General features: G+C 64.2%; 13 protein-coding genes. 9 read left to right on the top strand and 4 right to left on the bottom strand.

The features are described 5' to 3' along the window. Nucleotides 1-189: 189 nt before the first annotated feature. Nucleotides 190-1,650 carry an NCS1 family nucleobase:cation symporter-1 gene (locus ACJRW5_RS04405; protein ID WP_484569314.1) on the top strand — a complete coding sequence of 487 codons (1,461 nt, stop codon included), beginning with the start codon at nucleotides 190-192 and terminating at the stop codon, nucleotides 1,648-1,650. Nucleotides 1,651-1,654: 4 nt separating this feature from the next. Here the strand turns inward: ACJRW5_RS04405 and ACJRW5_RS04410 are convergent, their stop codons facing one another. Together ACJRW5_RS04410 and moaA are read right to left on the bottom strand one after the other, a co-directional pair. After that, nucleotides 1,655-2,494, bottom strand: a complete 840-nt coding sequence (locus ACJRW5_RS04410) for a transporter substrate-binding domain-containing protein (RefSeq protein ID WP_484569315.1) — start codon at nucleotides 2,492-2,494, stop codon at nucleotides 1,655-1,657. Nucleotides 2,495-2,537: 43 nt separating this feature from the next. Further along, entirely contained in the window at nucleotides 2,538-3,533 is a 996-nt protein-coding gene (gene moaA / locus ACJRW5_RS04415; RefSeq protein ID WP_484569316.1) for a GTP 3',8-cyclase MoaA, read from the bottom strand. A 211-nt stretch (nucleotides 3,534-3,744) separates the two neighbouring features. Between moaA and ACJRW5_RS04420 the strand changes: the two genes are divergently transcribed. Further along, the gene (locus ACJRW5_RS04420; RefSeq protein ID WP_484569317.1) at nucleotides 3,745-4,389 is read left to right on the top strand and encodes a TetR/AcrR family transcriptional regulator; all 645 of its coding nucleotides are present in this window, start codon (nucleotides 3,745-3,747) and stop codon (nucleotides 4,387-4,389) included. 265 nt (nucleotides 4,390-4,654) lie between these two features. Here the strand turns inward: ACJRW5_RS04420 and ACJRW5_RS04425 are convergent, their stop codons facing one another. Both ACJRW5_RS04425 and ACJRW5_RS04430 read right to left on the bottom strand, forming a co-directional pair. Next, on the bottom strand, nucleotides 4,655-5,089 hold the full coding sequence (locus ACJRW5_RS04425; RefSeq protein WP_484569318.1) for a GlcG/HbpS family heme-binding protein: 435 nt from the start codon (nucleotides 5,087-5,089) through the stop codon (nucleotides 4,655-4,657). A 183-nt stretch (nucleotides 5,090-5,272) separates the two neighbouring features. Beyond that, on the bottom strand, nucleotides 5,273-6,187 hold the full coding sequence (locus tag ACJRW5_RS04430) for a LysR family transcriptional regulator (protein ID WP_484569319.1): 915 nt from the start codon (nucleotides 6,185-6,187) through the stop codon (nucleotides 5,273-5,275). Nucleotides 6,188-6,298: 111 nt separating this feature from the next. On the opposite strand from ACJRW5_RS04430, the gene gcl reads away from it, so the two are divergent. The 7 genes from gcl to ACJRW5_RS04465 all read left to right on the top strand — a co-directional run bounded on the left by gcl (nucleotide 6,299) and on the right by ACJRW5_RS04465 (nucleotide 15,388). Continuing rightward, nucleotides 6,299-8,074, top strand: coding sequence for a glyoxylate carboligase (gene gcl, locus ACJRW5_RS04435; protein WP_484569320.1), 1,776 nt, complete (start codon nucleotides 6,299-6,301; stop codon nucleotides 8,072-8,074). Between the two features lie 95 nt (nucleotides 8,075-8,169). Continuing rightward, nucleotides 8,170-8,952, top strand: coding sequence for a hydroxypyruvate isomerase (hyi, locus tag ACJRW5_RS04440; protein WP_484569321.1), 783 nt, complete (start codon nucleotides 8,170-8,172; stop codon nucleotides 8,950-8,952). Between the two features lie 130 nt (nucleotides 8,953-9,082). After that, nucleotides 9,083-9,973, top strand: coding sequence for a 2-hydroxy-3-oxopropionate reductase (locus tag ACJRW5_RS04445; protein ID WP_484569322.1), 891 nt, complete (start codon nucleotides 9,083-9,085; stop codon nucleotides 9,971-9,973). 393 nt (nucleotides 9,974-10,366) lie between these two features. Continuing rightward, nucleotides 10,367-11,641: a glycerate kinase type-2 family protein gene (locus ACJRW5_RS04450; protein ID WP_484569572.1), complete on the top strand. Its 1,275-nt coding sequence runs from the start codon at nucleotides 10,367-10,369 to the stop codon at nucleotides 11,639-11,641. Further along, on the top strand, nucleotides 11,638-13,053 hold the full coding sequence (pyk, locus tag ACJRW5_RS04455; RefSeq protein ID WP_484569323.1) for a pyruvate kinase: 1,416 nt from the start codon (nucleotides 11,638-11,640) through the stop codon (nucleotides 13,051-13,053). The genes ACJRW5_RS04450 and pyk overlap by 4 nt, the downstream gene beginning before the upstream one ends. Before the next feature lie 226 nt (nucleotides 13,054-13,279). Next, nucleotides 13,280-14,182, top strand: a complete 903-nt coding sequence (locus ACJRW5_RS04460; RefSeq protein WP_484569324.1) for an urea transporter — start codon at nucleotides 13,280-13,282, stop codon at nucleotides 14,180-14,182. Nucleotides 14,183-14,362: 180 nt separating this feature from the next. Then, entirely contained in the window at nucleotides 14,363-15,388 is a 1,026-nt protein-coding gene (locus tag ACJRW5_RS04465; protein ID WP_484569325.1) for a DNA topoisomerase IB, read from the top strand. Nucleotides 15,389-15,392 lie beyond the last annotated feature (4 nt).

The raw sequence follows: 15,392 nt of genomic DNA on the forward strand, positions 1-15,392 counted from the left end.
CAGTTTTTCTGCAAGCCATATCCACCAAGGGAATTTATGTGTACAAGACATTGAGGTTACTACCGAAACACTGTCGCAACGGCTGTATACATACAATTAACCAGCAAGCGCATACAGAATCGGAACGAAACCTGCAGACAAATCTCCTCATACGCCGCCGTGGCGCAAGAACAATACTGGGAGCTGTCCATGTCCGACACCGAAGACTTTCGCATCAAGCAGATAGACCCGACGCTGTATAACGAAGACCTCGCTCCACTGGCGCCAGCGAAGCGCACCTGGGGCTGGTTCGAGATATTCAACGTGTGGTCCAACGACATTCAGAGCCTGTTCGGCTACACCCTCGCCGCGACTCTGTTCATCTCCTACGGACTCAATGGCTGGGCCGTGCTCGCCGGCATCGTGCTCGCCGGTTTCATCGTCATGGGCCTGGTGCAGCTGACCGGCAAGCCCAGCGTCAAGTACGGCATCCCCTTCCCGGTTTTTGCCCGCGCCAGCATGGGTGTGCGTGGCGCCAACTTCCCTGCGCTGGTACGCGGCATCGTCGCCATCTTCTGGTACGGCGTGCAGACCTACTTCGCCTCAACTGCCGTGGCGCTGCTGCTCAACTCGCTGCTGCAACCGCAGGACCCCGCCTTGTATCTGGGCCTGACCGCCATCGGCTGGCTGTCCTACACGATCGTCTGCCTGTTCCAGGTGGGCCTGTTCGTCTGCGGCATGAGCTGGATCACCCGCTTCCTCAACTGGGCGGGCCCTCTGGTCTACGTGGTGATGATCGCGCTGATGATCATGATCTGGTACAAGGCCGGCCCGAGCCTGCTGAGCGAACTGGGCAACATCTTCAGCGGTACCGGCGAATACAAGGCCGGCCCGGTAGCCGCGTTCTTCGCAGTAGTCGGCACCATGGTCGCCTACTTCGCCGCCGTGGTGATCAACTACGGCGACTTCGCCCGCTTCGTCAAAAGCGAGAAACAGATGACCGTCGGCAACTTGCTCGGCCTGCCGGTGAGTCTGGCGTTCTTCTCGCTGATCGCCCTGGTGATCACCGCCGGCACCGTGGTGGTATTCGGCGAAACCCTGACCAACCCGACCGACATCGTCGCCCGGGTCGACAACCTGACGCTGACCATCATCGCCGCGCTGACCTTCTTCGCCGCCACAGTGGGCATCAACCTGGTGGCCAACTTCATCCCACCGGCCTACGACCTGGCCAACCTGGCGCCGGCCCATATCAGTGCCCGCACCGGTGGTTTCATCACCGCAGGCATTGCCTTCTTCATCGGCGCACTGTGGGTGGCCTTCATCAGCAACGTCGGCATCGCCGCCTTCGTCGACACCCTGGGCGCCGTGCTGGCACCGCTGTACGGCATCATCGTCGCCGACTATTACCTGGTACGTCGTCGCAAGCTCGACCTGCAGCAGCTGTTCAGCGCTGAAGCCGGCTCCGCCTACTACTTCGATGGCGGCTGGAACCGCAAGGCTCTGGCTGCATTCGCCGTCGCCTCGATATTCTCCGTGGCTTCGGTCTGGGCACCGTTTCTCAGCCAACTCTCCGGTTATTCCTGGCTGCTCGGCGCCCTGCTTGGCGCTGTACTGCACTACGGCCTGATGCATGGTCAGGCGCAAGCGTTGAAACGCGCCAGCGCCTGAGGCGTCAGTGGATGGACGAAGCCGGCGCCTGTGCGCCGGCTTTGGCTTTCTGGCGCTCGAGAAAGTCGACCTTCCACTGCTCGAGCCCCATGTACTCGCTGTCCAGGTTGGCCTCGACCCGGTACTTCGCCTTGAGCGCCTTCACCTGGGCCGAGCGTTCGCCGAGGAAGCGGTCGAAGCGCGCAATCAGCTGCGGCTGACGCAGGCTCGACAGGTGGAAGCTGCCACGGGTATGCGGCAACTTCGGATCGAACACCAGGGCACCAGGTCGCGCCCGGATGTTGTCGAGGTAGTGGGTCGCCACCACCACATTGAAGTAGGCGCCATCGGTGTCCTGCTTCAGCGCCTGGCGAATCATCTGACGCAGGTCGTCGCTGTAGCTCAGCTGAATCTGCCCGCTGTCTATACCCTGCTCGTAACCGCGTGGAGTCCAGCCCTGGACCATGGCCAGGCGATGAATGTTTTGCAGGGCCTGCCCCTGGCGTTGCGGCGCCACCAGCACGCCATCGACGTAATCGACCACCGCCGCGCTGTAGTGCAGCATCATGCCGACCTTCTGCGCACCGGCCCAGAGTGGGCTGTCCGGGTACTTGAAGTCGATCTCGCCGCGCTGCAGGGCAGGCAGCAACTGGTCTACCGGTAGCGCTTTGTAGGTCAGGTCGATGCTGCTATCGGCGGCGAAGGCATCCAGCACCTCACGGGCGAAACCTCGGTACTCGCCTCCTGCATCGAGGCTGTAATGCGGCGCGAACGGCAGGTCCTCCACCCCCACCACATAACTCTGCGCCCAGGCAGCGGGCGACAGCAGAACAGTAAATAGCAGACAGGGTCGTACGGGCTTCATGGCGAGCCTCCTTGTTGTTGTTGTGGATTGCGATCAGGCCGACTCAGCCGCCGGTCATGCTCATGAAGCGCACCACCTGCACCTGCTCGTCGCTGGCGAAGTGGTGCCGCTCGGGCTTCAGGCGCAGCGCCTCGACCAGCGCCTGACGCAGGCGCTCGCCATCGCCCGGATGTGCGCGCAACAGACGCTTGAGATCCAGTGCATCGTCATGACCGAGGCACAGCACCAGCTTGCCTTCGGCAGTGACCCGCACGCGGTTGCAGTCACCGCAGAAATTGTGGCTGTGCGGGGAAATGAAACCGACCTGGGTCTGCGTACCGACCACCTGCCAGTAGCGCGACGGCCCGCCGGTGACCTTGTTGCTGCGCACCAGCGCATGACGCTGCTCGATGCGCCGGCGCACCTCGTCACTGGAGCAGAAGGTCTGCTCGCGGCTGTGGCTGACCACGCTACCCAGCGGCATTTCCTCGATAAAGCTGATATCCAGACCACGGGCGATGGCGAATTCGACCAGGTCGAGCACCTCGTCGTCGTTGCGCCCACTCTGCACCACGCTGTTGAGCTTGATCCGCTCGAACCCGGCCGCGCGCGCCGCCTCGATACCCGCCAGCACCTGGTCCAGCTTGTCGCGGCGGGTGAAGGCGGCAAAGCGCTCGCGCTGCAGGGAGTCCAGGCTGATGTTCAGGCGACGCACACCCGCCGCACGCAACGGCCCCGCCAGCTCGCCAAGCTGCGAACCGTTGGTGGTGATCGCCAGGTCCTCGAGTTCGTCCCGCGCGCCCAGGCGCTGCAACAGGCTCAGGACGTTCTTGCGCACCAGCGGCTCGCCGCCCGTGATGCGGATGCGCCGCACACCCAGCGAGATGAACGCGTCGGCCACGGTATAGGCCTCTTCAAGGCTGAGAATCTGCTGACGCGGTGCAAACTGCATGTCTTCACTCATGCAGTAAGTGCAGCGAAAGTCGCAGCGATCAGTCACCGACAAACGCAGATAGGTGATGCGACGGCCAAATGGATCGACCAGTTGAGGGGTGTTCACGGTGGGTCTCCTGCAGCGTCACGCACCGAGACTTTTTGTCATGGATAACGCTGTGCGCGATAGAAACAGAAAAGCGTTTTCTTGTATACAACATTTTGACCCAAGGGTCAGATAAGCGCCAAGCAGCCCGCAGCCGTTGCCTTGAGCGTCGCGCGGAGCCGGTGCTACCATGCCCGACCGCCGCCCGGCGGAAAAGGAAAACACAGGGCCTATGACCAGCATTCGCGAGCGTAACAAAGAGCTCATCCTGCGCGCAGCCAGCGAGGAGTTCGCCGACAAGGGCTTCGCCGCCACCAAGACCAGTGACATTGCGGCCAAGGCCGGCCTGCCCAAGCCCAACGTCTACTACTACTTCAAATCCAAGGAAAACCTCTACCGCGAGGTCCTGGAAAGTATCGTCGACCCTCTGCTGGCTGCCTCGTCCCCCTTCAACCAGCCGGGCCATCCGAGTGAAGTGCTGACTGCCTACATCCGCTCGAAGATCCGCATCTCCCGCGAACTGCCACACGCGTCCAAGGTATTCGCCAGCGAGATCATGCATGGCGCACCGCATCTGTCGCCGGAACAGACCGAGCAACTCAACGCCCAGGCCAAACACAACATCGCCTGCATCCAGCGCTGGGTGGATCAGGGGCTGATGGCCCCGGTCGATCCGCATCACCTGCTGTTCAGCATCTGGGCTGCGACCCAGACCTATGCCGACTTCGACTGGCAAATCTCCATCGTCACCGGCAAGGCCAGCCTGGACGATGCCGACTACGAAGCCGCCGCACAGACCATCATCCGCCTGGTGCTCAAGGGCTGTGACGTCGACCCGCTGCCATCGACCGCCTCCGAACTGGTGACCAGCGCCTAACTCGAATCAGCGGCCTATGCCGGGAACCCGTAGGGTGCGCCGCGCGCACCGAGTTTACGACACGGACGTTCGGGAAGCCTTGGTGCGCACGGCACACCCTACGGACTGGTGGATGTACACCCTACGCAAAGCCGAAAACCGTGGGAGGCGCTTTAGCGGCGACGCTTCAATGCCCCAGTCGCGGCTGAAGCCCCTCCCACAGTCGTAGCCCGGATGCAATCCAACGCATCGCGCAGCCGTGATCAAGGCGGTGCGCAAAGCCTCCCTACGCCCCCGCATCCGCCTTCAGGCCAAGAGATTCCAGCGCACTGACCGCACACTGCTCATCGATGTCCGAGGTGTCTCCGGTGATGCCGACGGCGCCGATCACCTGCCCCTGCGCGTCTCGGATCAGCACGCCGCCCGGTGCCGGCACCAGGCTGCCCTCGGCGAGGGTATTCACCGCGCCGATGAAGGCCGGACGCTGCTGCGCGTCGTTGGCGATCGCGCGCGAGCCCTTGCCGAGTGCCAGCGCACCCCAGGCCTTGCCGATGGCGATCTGCGGGCGCAGCAGGCTGGCGCCGTCCTCGCGCTGCAGGCTGATCAGGTGGCCGCCGGCATCCAGCACCGCCACCGTCAGCGGCGCAGCGCTGAGGTCACGCCCGACGGCCAGGGCATTGCGGGTGATGTTCACCGCTGTGGATAGAGTGATCGTGGTCATGCTGGTTCTCCAGAAAAGCGAATGGGCGTTCGCCGCACAGGCCGATGAAGGTGTGCGGCATGGATAAGCGCCTTATGCAATAGCTGAAGAGAAGGTTTGTTGCAACAACAAAACACAAAAAAAATAAAATTTGTACACAATATTTTTATCTGAAAATCACAATCAAAGTATCGAATATACGGGCTAGTCCGCCCGATTTTCCCAGTATCCCGGCGTGTTGTAGATGTCCTTGAGGTAGTCGATGAAGAAACGCACCTTGGCCGGCAGATAACGCTGCTGCGGATAGACCGCCTGGATGTCGTAGGCCGGGATCTCGTAATCGTCCAGCACCGTCACCAGCTCGCCAGCCTTGAGCTCCGCCTGGATCTCCCAGGTCGAACGCCAGCCGATGCCCAACCCCTGCTTGACCCAGTTGTAGAGCAGCTCGCCGTCATTGCAGTCGAGGTTGCCCGCCACCTTCACCGCCACCTGACGCCCTTCGCGCAGGAAGGTCCAGCCACGCTGCTGACCGCCCTGCAGGTTGAACGCCAGGCAGTTGTGCCGCGCCAGATCCTCGAGGGTGCGCGGCACGCCATGCAGCTCGAAGTAGCCGGGCGCACCGCAGACCACGCGGCGATTGGGAAACAGCTTCACCGCGACGTAGTTGGGATCGGTGACCTCGCCGATACGAATGCCCATGTCGTAACCCTGGCGTACCAGGTCGACCAGGCTATCGGTGAAGTTGAAGGACAGCTTCAAGTCCGGGTAGCGCTTGAGAAATGCCGGCGCATGAGGCGCGATATGCCGCCTGCCGAACGCCGCCGGGGCAGACACCACCAAGTGCCCGCGCACCGACTTGCCGCCGCGGGCCACGCTGGCATCGGCCTCGTCGAAGTCCTTGAGCAGGCTACGCGCACGGTCCAGGTACTGCTCACCAAGGTCGGTCAGTTGCAGGCCGCGCGTGGAGCGGTGCATCAACTTGACGCCCAGGTGGCGTTCCAACGTGTCCAGGCGCCGTCCCATCACCACCGGGGTGACACCTTCGCTGAGCGCAGCGGCGGCAAAGCTGCCGTTGTCGGCCACCAGAACGAAACTACGGATAAGGGTATGACGATCCATTCGGTACTCCAAGTATCGACAGAACTGAAGTATCCAACAATTCCGCCACACCGGTACAGCCGTCATCCTTGCTCCCAAGAAGAAAAACCACTGACTCGGAGAACAATGGTCATGGCCAGAATGAGAGCAATCGAGGCAGCCGTACTGGTGATGCGTCGCGAAGGTGTCGACACCGCATTCGGTGTCCCTGGCGCCGCCATCAACCCGCTCTACGCTGCACTGAAGAAACTCGGCGGAATCGATCACGTCCTGGCTCGTCACGTCGAAGGCGCCTCGCACATGGCCGAGGGTTATACCCGCACCAACGCCGGCAACATCGGCGTGTGCATCGGTACCTCCGGCCCGGCTGGCACCGACATGGTCACCGGCCTGTACTCGGCCAGCGCCGACTCCATCCCGATCCTGTGCATCACCGGCCAGGCGCCACGTGCACGCATGCACAAGGAAGACTTCCAGGCGGTGGACATCACCAGCATCGTCGGCCCGGTCACCAAGTGGGCGACCACCGTGATGGAGCCCGGCCAGGTGCCGCGTGCCTTCCAGCGTGCCTTCCAGGAAATGCGCAGCGGCCGCCCTGGCCCGGTGCTGATCGACCTGCCGTTCGACGTGCAGATGGCCGAGATCGAGTTCGATATCGACGCCTACGAGCCGCTGCCGGTAGCCAAGCCGAGCACCAACCGCGTCCAGGCCGAGAAAGCCATCGCCATGCTCAACGAGGCCGAGCGCCCGCTGCTGGTCGCTGGCGGCGGCATCTTCAACGCCGACGCAGCGGACAAGCTGGTCGAGTTCGCCGAACTCACCGGTGTACCGGTAGTGCCGACCCTGATGGGCTGGGGCGCGATTCCCGACGATCACCGGCTGATGGTCGGCATGGTCGGCCTGCAGACTTCACACCGCTACGGCAACGCCACCCTGCTCGCCTCCGACCTGGTGTTCGGCATCGGCAACCGCTGGGCCAACCGTCACACCGGCTCGGTGGAGGTGTACACCGAAGGCCGCAAGTTCATCCACGTCGACATCGAACCGACGCAGATCGGCCGCGTGTTCAACCCGGACCTGGGCATCGTTTCCGACGCGGGCAAGGCGCTGGATGCCTTCCTTCAGGTCGCTCGCGAATGGAAGGCCGCTGGCAAGCTGAAGGACCGCAGCGCCTGGGTCGAGGCCTGTCGCGAGCGCAAGCGCACGCTGCAACGCAAGACCCACTTCGACAACGTGCCGGCCAAGCCGCAGCGCGTGTACGAGGAAATGAACGAAGCCTTCGGCAAGGACACCTGCTACGTCAGCACCATCGGCCTGTCGCAGATCGCCGGCGCGCAGTTCCTGCACGTGTACAAGCCGCGTCACTGGATCAACTGCGGCCAGGCCGGCCCGCTGGGCTGGACCATTCCGGCGGCCCTCGGCGTGGTCAAGGCCGACCCGGCACGCCAGGTCGTGGCGCTGTCCGGCGACTATGACTTCCAGTTCATGATCGAAGAACTGGCTGCCGGGGCGCAGTTCAACCTGCCGTACATCCACGTGCTGGTGAACAACTCCTACTTGGGCCTGATCCGCCAGGCGCAGCGCGGCTTCGACATCGACTACTGCGTGCAGCTGGCGTTCGAGAACATCAACGCGCCGGAAATCAACGGCTACGGCGTCGACCACGTCGCGGTCGTCGAAGGCCTCGGCTGCAAGGCGATCCGCGTGTTCGACCCGAACGAGCTGCAGAACGCCTTCGCCGAAGCCAAGCGCCTGATGGCCGAGCACCGTGTGCCGGTGGTGGTGGAGGTGATCCTGGAACGTGTCACCAACATCGCCATGGGCACCGAGATCAACGCCATCAACGAGTTCGAGGAGCTGGCCGAGCGCGGCGTCGACGCCCCGACCGCCATCGCGCTACTCGACTGATCCGTAGGGTGCGCCGCGCGCACCGCCATATGAACGCGTACCACAAGGTGCGCACGGCGCACCCTACGAAATTGCACCACGACAAGGAGCCAACCATGCCCCGTTTTGCTGCCAACCTGTCCATGCTGTTCACCGAAGTGGACTTCCTGGACCGTTTCGCCGCCGCCGCCGAAGCCGGCTTCAGCGGTGTGGAATACCTCTTCCCCTATGACTTCGCGGTAGAAGAGATCAAGGCCCGCCTGGACGCCAACCAGCTCGAGCAGGTGCTGTTCAACCTGCCCGCCGGAGACTGGAGCAAGGGCGAGCGCGGCATCGCCTGCCACCCGGACCGCGTCGAGGAGTTCCGCGCCGGCGTCGATCAGGCCATCGCCTACGCCCAGGTACTGGGCAACAAGCAGATCAACTGCCTGGCCGGCATCCGCCCGCAGGGCGTGGACTGCACCACCGTGGAGAAGACCTTCGTCGACAACCTGCGCTATGCCGCTGACAAGCTGGCCGCCGCTGGTATCCGCCTGGTCATGGAAGCCATCAACACCCGCGACATCCCCGGCTTCTACCTGAACAACACCAAGCAGGCCCTGGACATCCGCGACAAGGTCGGCAGCACCAACCTGTACCTGCAGTACGACATCTACCACATGCAGATCATGGAAGGTGACCTCGCCCGTACCGTCGAGAGCAACCTGGCCGCCATCAATCACGTGCAGCTGGCCGACAACCCGGGCCGCAACGAGCCGGGCACCGGCGAGATCAACTACCGCTTCCTCTTCGAGCACCTGGATCGCATCGGCTACCAGGGCTGGGTCGGCTGTGAATACAAGCCGGCAACCACCACCGCTGCCGGCCTCGGCTGGATGAAAGCGCACAACGCAATCTGAAAGCTGCACCTGTAGGAGCGGATTCATCCGCGAACACCGGCGAAGCCGGTGCCACTCACCGCGGTGTCTGCTTCGCGGGTAAACCCGCTCCTACAGGCTCGGCTCACCACCTACAACGAGGTTATCTCTCATGGCTAAAATCGGATTCATCGGCACCGGCATCATGGGCAAACCCATGGCGCAGAACCTGCAGAAAGCCGGCCACACCCTGTTCCTCTCGGAGCACCACGACCCGGCCCCCGCCGACCTCCTGGCCGCCGGCGCCATCGCCCTGGCCAACCCGCAGGAAGTTGCGCAGGAAGCCGAGTTCATCATCGTCATGGTGCCGGACACCCCGCAGGTCGAAGACGTGCTGTTCCGCGACAACGGCGTGGCGAGCGGCGTCGGCGCCGGCAAGGTGGTGATCGACATGAGTTCGATCTCCCCCAGCGCCACCAAGGCCTTCGCCGAGAAGATCAAGGCCACCGGCGCCGCCTACCTGGACGCCCCGGTATCCGGCGGCGAAGTCGGTGCCAAGGCCGCGACCCTGTCGATCATGGTCGGTGGCTGCCCGAACGCCTTCGAACGCGCCCTGCCGCTGTTCCAGGCCATGGGCAAGAACATCACCCGCGTCGGCGGCAACGGCGACGGCCAGACCGCCAAGGTGGCCAACCAGATCATCGTCGCCCTGAACATCCAGGCCGTGGCCGAAGCCCTGCTGTTCGCCGCCCGCAACGGCGCCGATCCGGCCAAGGTACGTGAAGCGCTGTCCGGCGGCTTCGCCGGCTCGAAGATCCTCGAAGTGCACGGCGAGCGCATGATCAAGGGCACCTTCGACCCGGGCTTCCGCATCAGCCTGCACCAGAAGGACCTCAACCTGGCGCTGTCCGGCGCACGCGAGCTGGGTCTTAACCTACCCAACACAGCCAACGCCCAGCAGGTGTTCAGCACCTGCGCGGCCCTCGGCGGCAGCGGCTGGGATCACTCCGCCCTGATCAAGGGCCTGGAGCACATGGCCAACTTCAATATCCGCGGCGAGTAACAGAGCGCCCTCTCCCCCGGCCCCTCTCCCGTAAACGTGAGAGGGGAGACAAGCAGCTTGGCGTTGCACGGACTTTCGGCTTACGCCAAGCCAGTCCCCTCTCCCATTTATGGGAGAGGGTTAGGGAGAGGGGCTTTGCTTCTGGCCCACCCTTTCGACCTTCCTGGCAGGAGGTGTCACGGCCCGATTGCCAGGTTGGTCGATTCCATTCCCCAGGCGCTGCCAGGCGGCGCTTGGGGAATGGAATCGATCCAGGACATGCCGCGCAGGCACCCCGACTCATCGACTCCTACGCGGCCTGCCCGCCTTCGCGCCACCTGCTCCCGCCAGGAGCAGGCCATGGAGAAAGGCGTCGCTGCGCGACTCTCAAGCCAAGACCAAGAGAACACCGCCATGACCTTCGATCCGCAACGCCTGCTGCGCGACCTGTTCGCCACCGCCATCGCCGCCGCGCATCCGCGCCAGGTGCTGGCCGACCACCTGCCCGCCGACCGCAGCGGCCGCGTCATCGTCATCGGTGCCGGCAAGGCGGCTGCGGCCATGGCCGAGGTCATCGAGCAAGAGTGGCAAGGCGAGGTGAGCGGCCTGGTGGTGACCCGCTACGAGCACGGCGCCGAGTGCAAGAAGATCGAAGTGGTGGAAGCCGCCCATCCGGTGCCGGACGACGCCGGCGAGCGCGTCGCCCGTCGCGTGCTGGAGCTGGTATCCAACCTCTCGGAAGACGACCGGGTGATCTTCCTCCTCTCCGGCGGCGGCTCCTCGCTGCTGGCCCTGCCGGCGGCGGGCATCTCGCTGACCGACAAGCAGGCGATCAACAAGGCGCTGCTCAAATCCGGCGCCACCATCGGCGAGATGAACTGTGTGCGCAAGCACCTCTCGGCGATCAAGGGCGGCCGCCTGGCCAAGGCCTGCTGGCCGGCCACCGTCTACACCTACGCCATCTCCGACGTGCCCGGCGACGAAGCCACGGTGATCGCCTCAGGCCCCACCGTGGGCGACCCGACCACCTCAGCCGAAGCCCTGGCGATCCTGGCGCGCTACGCCATAGATATTCCGAGCAACGTGCGCAACTGGCTGCAGGACCCGCGCTCGGAAACGGTCAAGCCAGGCGACCCGGCACTCGCCCGCAGCCACTTCCAGCTGATCGCCACCCCGCAGCAGTCGCTCGACGCTGCTGCCGCCAGGGCCGAGGCGGCAGGCCTGCCGGTGCTGATCCTCGGCGACCTGGAAGGCGAATCGCGCGACGTGGCCAAGGTGCACGCCGGTATCGCCCGCCAGGTGCAGCTGCACGGCCAGCCGATCAAGCCGCCCTGCGTGATCCTCTCCGGTGGCGAAACCACCGTCACCGTGCGTGGTAATGGCCGCGGCGGGCGCAACGCCGAATTCCTCCTGAGCCTCACCGACAGCCTCAAGGGCCTGCCCGGTGTCTATGCGCTGGCTGGCGACACCGACGGCATCGACGGTTCCGAAGACAACGCCGGCGCCATCATGACGCCCTACAGCTATGCCCGTGCCGGCATCAAGGGCCTGTCGGCCCGCGACGAACTGGACAACAACAACGGCTACGGCTACTTCGCCACCCTCGACGAGCTGATCGTCACCGGGCCGACCCGTACCAACGTCAACGATTTCCGCGCTCTCCTGATTCTCGAGGCCCCAACCCAATGAATGCTGACAAAAAAGTGAAGATCCTCGCCACCCTCGGCCCGGCGATCCGCGATGCCGCGCATATCCGCCAACTGGTGGAAGCCGGGGTCAACCTGTTCCGCCTCAACTTCAGCCATGGCGAGCACGCTGACCACGCCCAGCGCTACCAGTGGGTGCGCGAGGTGGAGCGCGAGCTGAATCAGCCCATCGGCATCCTCATGGACCTGCAGGGGCCGAAGCTGCGTGTCGGCCGCATCGAAGGCGGCAAGGTGCAGCTGGTCAACGGCCAGAGCCTGCGCCTGGATCTGGACGCCACGCCCGGTGACGCCAGCCGGGTCAACCTGCCCCACCCGGAAATCATCGAGGCCCTGCAGCCGGGCATGAGCCTGCTGCTGGACGACGGCCGCCTGCGCCTGAAAGTGACCGCCAAACAGAATGATGCCGTAGACACCTGCGTCATCGCCGGTGGCGAGCTGTCCGACCGCAAGGGCGTCAACGTGCCCGAGGCCGTGCTGCAGCTGTCGCCGCTGACCGAGAAGGACCGCCGCGACCTGGCCTTCGGCCTGGAGCTGGGCGTGGACTGGGTGGCGCTGTCGTTCGTGCAGCGCCCCGAGGACATCGTCGAAGCCCGCGAACTGATCGGTGGCAAGGCCTTCCTCATGGCCAAGATCGAGAAGCCCTCGGCGGTGATCCACCTGGAAGACATCGCCAAGCTGTGCAACGCGATCATGGTCGCGCGCGGTGATCTGGGCGTGGAAGTGCCGGCCGAGAACGTACCGCGTATCCAGAAGGACATCGTGCGCACCTGCCGCCAGCTCGGCCGCCCGGTGGTGGTGGCCACGCAGATGCTCGAGTCCATGCGTTTCTCCCCGGCACCGACCCGCGCCGAAGTCACCGACGTGGCCAACGCCGTGGCCGAAGGCGCCGATGCGGTGATGCTGTCGGCCGAAACCGCCTCCGGCGACTACCCGCTGGAAACCGTACAGATGATGAGCAAGATCATCCGCCAGGTGGAGAGCGGCCCGGACTATCAAAGCCAGCTCGATGTCGGCCGTCCGCAGGCCGAGGCCACGGCCTGCGATGCCATCAGCTGCGCCATTCGCCGCATCAGCTCGATCCTGCCGGTGGCCGCGCTGGTCAACTACAGCGAGTCCGGTGCCAGCAGCCTGCGCGCCTCGCGGGAACGACCGAAAGCCCCGATTCTGAGCCTGACACCGAGCCTGACTACCGCCCGCCGCCTGACCGTAGCCTGGGGCATCTACTCGGTGGTCAACGAGCGCCTGCGCAAGGTCGAGGAAGTCACCAGCACCGCCCTGGAGATCGCCCAGGCCCTGGGCATGGCCAAGCGCGGCGAGACGGTGGTGATCACCGCCGGCGAACCTTTCGGCCAGCCAGGCAGCACCAACAGCCTGAGGATCGAAACCCTGCATTGAGTCGGCGATTCTCAACGCAAAAAAGAACCGTAGCCCGGATGAAATCCGGGGGAATGCTCGACTGCTGCTTCCCGGATTTCATCCGGGCTACGCGCTGTATTGATTCCTAGGGTATCGCGAGGCCGCTTAGGCCGTGCTCACCTTGCCACCAGTTGGCGGTGCGCACGGCGCACCCTACACGACGCCTCCAGGCGACACGGGCGGCTCCCCTCTTGGCACATACATCATGCCTCCACTACCGACCTCACACCCTGCCCTGCAAAGCATGCGCGCCCTGCTCTGCGGCTTTGCCCAGATTTTCCTGCAACAGAGCCCCGGCTGCGGAGCACTGGTGCTGCTCGCCATCCTTATCGGCGCACCCGAGCTGTTACCCGGAGCGCTGCTCGGTGGCCTGACCTCGACCCAGATTGCCCAGCGCCGCGGCTACCCATCTACGGACATCGCCATCGGCCTGTACGGCTACAACGGTATCCTGCTTGGCTTGCTGCTGAGCGTGAAACTGCCCTGGACACCATCACTTGCGCTGCTGATCGCCGCCAGTGCAGCGCTTTCCAGCCTAGTGCTGGCGCCCTGGATGCGGCATATGCGCCAGCATGGCTGGCTGCCCGCCTTCACCTTTCCCTTCGTGCTGTTGGGTTGGCTGTTGCTGGCGCTGTTCGCCCCACCCGATCAGCCACATACAGTCCCGTCGCACTCAGTTGAGCTCGAGGCTGCACAACTGCTGCAGGCCATCCTGCGTGGCCTGGGTCAAGTGATCTTCCTCGACTCGCCACTGGCCGGCCTGTGTCTGCTTATCGGTTTGCGCCTGGTCGATGGCCGCACGGCGCTGTGGGCGCTGCTGGGTTCCAGCAGCGGCCTGGTGCTGGCGATAGCGCATGGCTGGCCCAGCGATGGCGTCCTGGCCGGTCTCTATGGCTATAACGCCGCTCTCGCCGCTATCGCCCTGGCCCAGGTGCATCGCTGCTCGGTGGCCCCTGCTGTCGGCATTATTCTCGCTCCGTTTCTGCAGCCCGGTTTCAGTGCACTGGGTCTGCCGGCTCTGACCATGCCCTTTATCCTCGCCTGCTGGCTGATAAAAGCCAGTACTCGCAGCTGGCAACAGGCCGCAAAAAACGACGCACCGTCCTGATGCTCGATATCGGCGGCGGAACCATCGCGCCCTTTTCCGCGAGCAAAGACTGAACTCCCATGCGGTTCGGCGGGCTAATCGATATATGCCATGACGAGCGACGCCAATGCCCGAAGCAGCGCACTGTCCTGCCACCGCCCATTCGCTTGATCTCTATACGCTTCATCGGGGGCCACACCGATGAGCCTGGAACCTGAGAACATCGATCTACCGCCTGACCTGCACTATGTCGATGACAGCATGCCGGGCATCAGCCGCCGCAAGCTGCGTGGCAAGTTCTGCTACTTCGACAGCCAGGGCCAGCGCATCCGCGACAAGCAGGAGGTTTCTAGAATCGATGCCCTGGCGGTGCCGCCTGCCTACACCGACGTCTGGATCTGCCCACTGGCCAACGGCCATTTGCAGGCAACCGGGCGCGATGCTCGTGGACGCAAGCAGTACCGCTACCATGCCCGCTGGCGCGAAATCCGCGATGCGGACAAGTACGCCAGCCTGCTGGCATTCGGCAAAGCCCTGCCGGCGCTGCGCGAAGCGCTGCAGCAGCACCTGAACCTGCGCGAACATCGCCGTGAGAAGGTGCTGGCGACCGTGATCATGCTGCTGGACAACACCCTGATCCGGGTCGGCAACGCCCGCTACGCGCGGGACAATCGCTCCTATGGGCTGACCACCCTGCGCAACCGACACGTGGAGGTGCAAGGCAACACCATACGCTTTCACTTTCGCGGCAAGAGCGGCATCGAGCATGAAGTAAAGGTCAACGATCGACGCCTGGCGCGCATTATCCAGCGCTGTCTGGAACTGCCCGGGCAACACCTGTTCCAGTATCTGGACGAGCATGGCGAGCGTCGCGCGGTGACCTCCACCGATATCAACGATTACCTGCGTGAACTCACCGGCGCCGACTTCACCGCCAAGCACTACCGCACCTGGGCCGGCAGCGCACTGGCCCTGACGCTATTGCGCGAGCTCGAATGGCAGCCGGAAAGCGCAGCCAAGAAGCATGTGGTGGCCATGGTCAAGGAGGTGGCGCAGCAGCTGCGCAACACGCCGGCGGTCTGCCGCAAGTGCTACATCCATCCGGCCCTGATCGACGCCTTCCTCGCTGGCGAGCTGGCCAGCATCCGCCTGGCGGCTTCACGTAAGGGGCTGAGCGCCGAAGAAAGCCTGCTGATGCGCTTTCTGGAAAAATTGCCGCCCAGCTGACATT

This window comes from Pseudomonas pichavaramensis (genome assembly GCF_050473265.1).
Classification (GTDB): domain Bacteria; phylum Pseudomonadota; class Gammaproteobacteria; order Pseudomonadales; family Pseudomonadaceae; genus Aquipseudomonas.

Bases quoted from the DNA above. Each gene is read 5' to 3' on its own strand.
- ACJRW5_RS04405 (WP_484569314.1), top strand. From the start codon at position 190: ATGTCCGACACCGAAGACTTTCGCATCAAGCAGATAGACCCGACGCTG.
- ACJRW5_RS04410 (WP_484569315.1), bottom strand. From the start codon at position 2,494: ATGAAGCCCGTACGACCCTGTCTGCTATTTACTGTTCTGCTGTCGCCC.
- ACJRW5_RS04420 (WP_484569317.1), top strand. From the start codon at position 3,745: ATGACCAGCATTCGCGAGCGTAACAAAGAGCTCATCCTGCGCGCAGCC.
- ACJRW5_RS04425 (WP_484569318.1), bottom strand. From the start codon at position 5,089: ATGACCACGATCACTCTATCCACAGCGGTGAACATCACCCGCAATGCC.
- ACJRW5_RS04430 (WP_484569319.1), bottom strand. From the start codon at position 6,187: ATGGATCGTCATACCCTTATCCGTAGTTTCGTTCTGGTGGCCGACAAC.
- gcl (WP_484569320.1), top strand. From the start codon at position 6,299: ATGGCCAGAATGAGAGCAATCGAGGCAGCCGTACTGGTGATGCGTCGC.
- hyi (WP_484569321.1), top strand. From the start codon at position 8,170: ATGCCCCGTTTTGCTGCCAACCTGTCCATGCTGTTCACCGAAGTGGAC.
- ACJRW5_RS04445 (WP_484569322.1), top strand. From the start codon at position 9,083: ATGGCTAAAATCGGATTCATCGGCACCGGCATCATGGGCAAACCCATG.
- ACJRW5_RS04450 (WP_484569572.1), top strand. From the start codon at position 10,367: ATGACCTTCGATCCGCAACGCCTGCTGCGCGACCTGTTCGCCACCGCC.
- pyk (WP_484569323.1), top strand. From the start codon at position 11,638: ATGAATGCTGACAAAAAAGTGAAGATCCTCGCCACCCTCGGCCCGGCG.
- ACJRW5_RS04460 (WP_484569324.1), top strand. From the start codon at position 13,280: ATGCCTCCACTACCGACCTCACACCCTGCCCTGCAAAGCATGCGCGCC.
- ACJRW5_RS04465 (WP_484569325.1), top strand. From the start codon at position 14,363: ATGAGCCTGGAACCTGAGAACATCGATCTACCGCCTGACCTGCACTAT.